Below are 4,924 nucleotides of genomic sequence, written 5' to 3'. Positions count from 1 at the left end.
TCCGTGGCCGGATTGCGGCAAGCTTGTCGACACGGGGGGGCTGGTGGGGTGACGGCGGTCCGGCGTCATGAAGTGTCCTGAATGGCTGGGCGCGGGGCACCGAGCTCCAGAACCTCGACCTGGATCATGCGACCGTGGCGACTCTGTGCTGTCCACCAACCGCATCCGGCTGTGGTGGGCAGGTTCCTTATCTGATTAGGTGATAAAGTGCAAAAAGTTGCACTTATCATCTGCACTTCAAAAAGGTTAAAAAAGTTAACGTTTCAGGTTAACAATCCCTTAATCATCTCGACGCTAAAATTAACCCAGACCGTGGTGTACGGTCGAAGAGGGAGAGGCCCTCACCTCTGATCAGGTGAGAGCCTCAAATGTGGTTTGGTTACCCTCCTACGACGTAGTTGAGAATGATGTGGATGAGCTGCAGGATACCGATAAGCAGCTCAACCACAAAGAGCCATAGTCTAAGGGACATCCCCTTACTCCAATGTGGTTGATCGTGGCGCAGCCTGTGAAGAGGCCGCGTTCACGATCACCATTGTCACGGCTAATGGTTAACGAAGACTGAATAGCGCTATTATGAAATTGAGACTGAAATAGGCTTCAACTAGAAGATACTTTAACCATTCGTTAAGTTTTTTTACCGTGAAAGTTAATTCCTAGTTAATTTTTCTATGAACTTCTATACGCAACGTTAAATACTAGTTTACTGCATTGTAGAACTTTTTCACGTGGCAATCTTAACCATAAGTTGTGTTTACCCAGTCAGTCGTTGCCACAAATTCAGGCCAATAACCCCAGCGCCAAAAGTCGCCAATCCGATGAGGATGCCAAGGGCGAGTAGCTGCCAAGTAGCCAAGCGTGTTTCTGCCGCTTGCTGAACTCCATGCTCGATCTGGCGCATGGTGCCAATCATCCCGGCGACCTGCTGTTGTAGTGCGTTCACGCTGGCATTGGTTCCACGCATCTCCTGCGTCACCGACCGTTCCAGTTGCTCGACGTCATCATGAAGTCTGGTGGCAAACCCGCTGATGCCGGTCCGTACCTTCTCCTGAAACTCTGTCAGTGCAGCAGACTGCTCCTTCACCAATGTCAGCGCTGTCTGTTGGCTTTCGTTGACCTTGGCCAACAACCGGCCACTGTCCCTTACGGCGAACTTGTCCGCCAGTGCCGCCTCTACGATCTGCACCTGGGTCAACTTGCCGCCGGATTTCTCCGCAGCATCCTTCAGCCGCGCTGCCAGCTCGCTGTCGAGCCGGAATGTCACCGAAGTTTTCGCCACGATTACAGCCCCATATCCATGCCGCGATCCCGCGATCGTTCACGCACCCGTTCCACCCGCTGCTCTACCTGCTGAACCTGCCGTTCTACCGCCGCGACTTGGCGCGCGCTGCCGTCGAGCACCTTGCGCTCCAGCTCCTGCCGGCGCTCCTGGGGGAGTTCCTGCTCAATCTCCTGCACCCGCTCCAGCGCGTCCAATTTCCTATGTGTCTGCTCGATCTCCTTCACGGACCCCTTGAGCATGGTGTGCTTCAGGCGCAGCCGGTCCTTATCGTCCAGGCCGTGCTCCTGGGTATACTCACGGACGCGCTCCAGGCCTTGCTCACGCTGCTGGGCGATCTCCCATGACCGCTCCTGACCAGCGGCGATTTCACGGTCTGACCGCTCCCCGAACTCGCGGGTGATGTACTGTTGCGCGCTGTCTCGGAAACCGTGCTGGACGTAGACAGGATCGATATACAGGGCTTTACCGTTCTCGTGCCTCCCACGAAAGACGATATGGGTATGAGGATTCCCCTGGCCGTGGTGGTGGACCATGAAGCCATCCAGGCGGGTGCCGAGATGCACCTCCGCCTTGGCCGTCACCTCTTGGATCATGGCCGTCATGTCTTCGGGTGTCCGTTCCCCCGCGATGATGCCGCGCCAATGATAGGCATCGTGCTCGCGCTCCCATCTCTCGACCTTCGCCGCCGCGTCAATCGGCTTGCCGGTGTGAAGGTCTAACGCCTGTCCGCGCTCGTGCTCCAGTCCGCCCGCATCCCGCTCCAGATACCCGACATGGTTGTATGTCGTGGATTGCTCCAAGCCCGCGCCTTCGCGCTCCAGATAGCGGGTATGGGCCGCTGCCATCCCCATCTTGTGATAGCTCATCTTCACGACGGCGCGTTGGCTTTTGGCTGACATGCCCCCGCCAGCGATCTTGCCAGCGGACTTGCCGCAATAGGCTGTCCGAGACTTGGACGGCATCTTGACGCCGCCGCCCGATCCTCCCCAACCGCTCGCCCAACCGCCACCGCCTCCCCCGATCCGCCCGGATTTCGACCCGGATTGCGCCGGGGAACCGCGCATTTTGATCCGGAGCAACGTATGTCTTGGATCATCGTCTAGTAGGGGTCTGTCAGACACCATTTTCCCGAACTTCCGCAGATGCTGCATACAAACGTATTGCTGAAATACAGCATCTCACACTTGCTGCAATACGCCAAACTCCAGCACCAGCAAGGGTATGAGGCATGCCCTGCCGTACAAACCTATTTATCTGGCATTCCCTACCGCTCCACCCCGGCACTTTGTACGGCATCCGTCACCTCCCAGACACAGCACACCCGCCTCTGTCGCCTGCCGAGGTTCGATCCGACGAACCGACCAATCCGCCGACTTTCCAACGTCAATAGCTCCCGGAGGACTGCACCAGCCGCTCTTAGGCTAGGTGCTGTCCGAGGACAGCTATTGACGCCCACACCCGCAAGACACCCTATCGCCTGCCTCTGGATGATCTCGATCATCCAGAGCATGGCCCCCGCCGAGGGATCTTTCTTTGTTGACGAGACTCAACTTGCAGGAGTAGCGTCGTTGTCGGCCCTAGAAAGCCTTCAGACACAGGTTCTAAGATGCTAAGTTCAATGCGCCCGGTTGGTCATGCAGCATGTCCAGGTCCATCGCTAACCCGATGGGCTAAAGTGTATGGCGCACCTCCCTGTGTGGTGTTTCTAGCGGCCGGGTACATTCCCTCACCGCCCCTAGAAAGGCACACAGATGGACATCCAGACCTCCCGCCGCGCTTTCTGCGCTGGCTCGATCTCGCTCGCCATTACCCCGCCGATCGCGCTGATCTCCGCACCGGCACCGCACGGACCGGATGCCGCGATAATCGCCGCCGTTGCCGAATGGCTGCGCCTGGAACCAGTCTTGACGGACCTCCTGCGCCGTCGTGATGATGCCTACGACGCCGCTATCGCGTTGCTGGGACCCTGCCCTATGGGTCCTGGGAACCATGCGTGGCATGACGCCTGGAACCTGACGGAATGCGGACTTCTGGAGTGGGAATGGGAGCGGGTAGCTGCGATCTCGGACGCCGCTATGACGCGGGCCGTAAACACACCAGCTCGGACACCCGACGGTATCCGGGAGAAGATCCGGCTGTACCGGGCGACTCTGGTCTATTTCGGGGAGGACACCGACGACTACTTCCTGGACCGCATAGACGCTGACATCGCCGTGATCTCCGGACAGGGGGAGGCGTGACGATGGCACACCTCGCACTGGTCACCAGCTCCCAACCGAAGTCTGCTCCGACGACCGATACCCGGCTGCTCAAGCTGTGCCGGCAGTACCTCGCGAGCCATGCATACCTTGCGGAGTTGCGGCAACGGCATGTAGCAGCCATGGCCATTGCCGCCAGCGTTCTCCGGAAGCGTCCTGCTGATCCTGCCGCTTCGGACCTCTGGGCGAAGCTGTGGCAGACAACACCGGCCTACTATCTGACCCACGGCATTGCTTGCAGCGAGAAGCGGCAGGCCGCGCTCCTGGCTGAGATAGCGGAGACGCGTGCACGAACAGAAGCAGGTCTGCGCGCACGCATGCAGGTGTGGCGGACCGTCCTAGCTGCTGACGATGCGGACCGGCTGCTTGACGCCATCGTGGCAGACTGCCGCTCCAGGCGGAGGACCTGACTATGGCGATCAAGCTGGAAACCGTTGAACGCTGCCGCGCTGCCTTCGATGTCCTCTCGATCCTGCTCGACCGTGAGCCGTCACAGCGGGAGGTTTCCAAGGCGGCAGGTGCGTCTAGTTCGACGGTGTCGTCTGTATGGGACGAGCTGACCGCCGACGACACAGACGACGGACGCCCGGTCCAGGTAGCCGCGTCACGATCCTGCCTGTGCTGCCGCAAACCCTTTCCATCCAGGTCGGCAGGACACCGCATTTGCCCACGATGCAAGGCATTGGAGGCATGGCAGGCAGGTGTTGCCGACTTTGCAGTGACGATGTCCCTTTGACGCGAGTAATCAGGGCACGGAAGCAAACTGCTTACATTTGCTGCCTGATAAATAATACATCAATTGAACTTCTAAGCGGGACAATGCGGCATTGGAAAGCACATGACATCTAGCCTGACTTGTGGCTAGACTGAAACCAGGAACGAAAAACCCCGCTGGTGAGCGCCAGCGGGGTTTCCCAAAACTTAAACCTGCCACCGCTGCAAACGGGTCAGGCCAACGAGTCCAAGCTCGGTACAGACAATTCCGATCCTAACACGGACTCGTTGATTTGAGCAAGGCGCGGCGGCAGGTCATAGACCGAAAGGGGCTATGGTATGCCGACCGATAGTGATCAAAGCGACGAGCTTTTTAACAAATATGTCAATGACTTGCGCACTAAGGAGAAGTCTTTAATACTCCTTTTGCGCAGGGCCGTGGCCGACCCCGATCTCGGAGCGGCGGGCCGTCTGGTACTGTTCACGCTCGCCGACCGCTCGAACCCCTGGAGCTTACAGACAAGAGCGTCGGTCGCCGATCTGGCCGAAGTGACCGGGCTGGACCCGGAACGAGTCGGACGCGGTGTCGCCGCGCTGAAAGCCGGTCTTTACGTCCAGACTGGCCGTGGTCGCCTCTACAAGCTCCTGACGACTCGCCTCGTGTCGAGCA

General features: G+C 58.6%; 6 protein-coding genes. 4 read left to right on the top strand and 2 right to left on the bottom strand.

Annotated elements, in window-relative coordinates:
* Window positions 1-754: 754 nt before the first annotated feature.
* Together N826_RS38395 and N826_RS38390 are read right to left on the bottom strand one after the other, a co-directional pair.
* The gene (locus N826_RS38395) at window positions 755-1,279 is read right to left on the bottom strand and encodes a hypothetical protein (RefSeq protein WP_044437787.1); all 525 of its coding nucleotides are present in this window, start codon (window positions 1,277-1,279) and stop codon (window positions 755-757) included.
* 2 nt (window positions 1,280-1,281) lie between these two features.
* Window positions 1,282-2,181: a hypothetical protein gene (locus N826_RS38390; RefSeq protein ID WP_147041259.1), complete on the bottom strand. Its 900-nt coding sequence runs from the start codon at window positions 2,179-2,181 to the stop codon at window positions 1,282-1,284.
* Window positions 2,182-3,033: 852 nt separating this feature from the next.
* On the opposite strand from N826_RS38390, the gene N826_RS38385 reads away from it, so the two are divergent.
* From N826_RS38385 to N826_RS38370, 4 genes are all read left to right on the top strand, one after another.
* Window positions 3,034-3,522 carry a hypothetical protein gene (locus N826_RS38385; RefSeq protein WP_044437784.1) on the top strand — a complete coding sequence of 163 codons (489 nt, stop codon included), beginning with the start codon at window positions 3,034-3,036 and terminating at the stop codon, window positions 3,520-3,522.
* Window positions 3,523-3,524: 2 nt separating this feature from the next.
* Window positions 3,525-3,950 (top strand): hypothetical protein, encoded by a 426-nt coding sequence (locus N826_RS38380; RefSeq protein WP_044437783.1) that lies wholly within the window; start codon window positions 3,525-3,527, stop codon window positions 3,948-3,950.
* Window positions 3,951-3,952: 2 nt separating this feature from the next.
* Window positions 3,953-4,276, top strand: coding sequence for a hypothetical protein (locus N826_RS44035; protein ID WP_044437782.1), 324 nt, complete (start codon window positions 3,953-3,955; stop codon window positions 4,274-4,276).
* Between the two features lie 416 nt (window positions 4,277-4,692).
* Window positions 4,693-4,924 (top strand): hypothetical protein (locus N826_RS38370; protein ID WP_157599435.1); only part of this gene is annotated, 232 nt, incomplete at its 3' end.

The sequence above is a fragment of the Skermanella aerolata KACC 11604 genome, assembly GCF_000936425.1.
GTDB lineage: Bacteria > Pseudomonadota > Alphaproteobacteria > Azospirillales > Azospirillaceae > Skermanella > Skermanella aerolata.
Note: the sequence above shows the minus strand (reverse complement) of the source record. Positions and strands in the feature narration are given on the sequence as shown.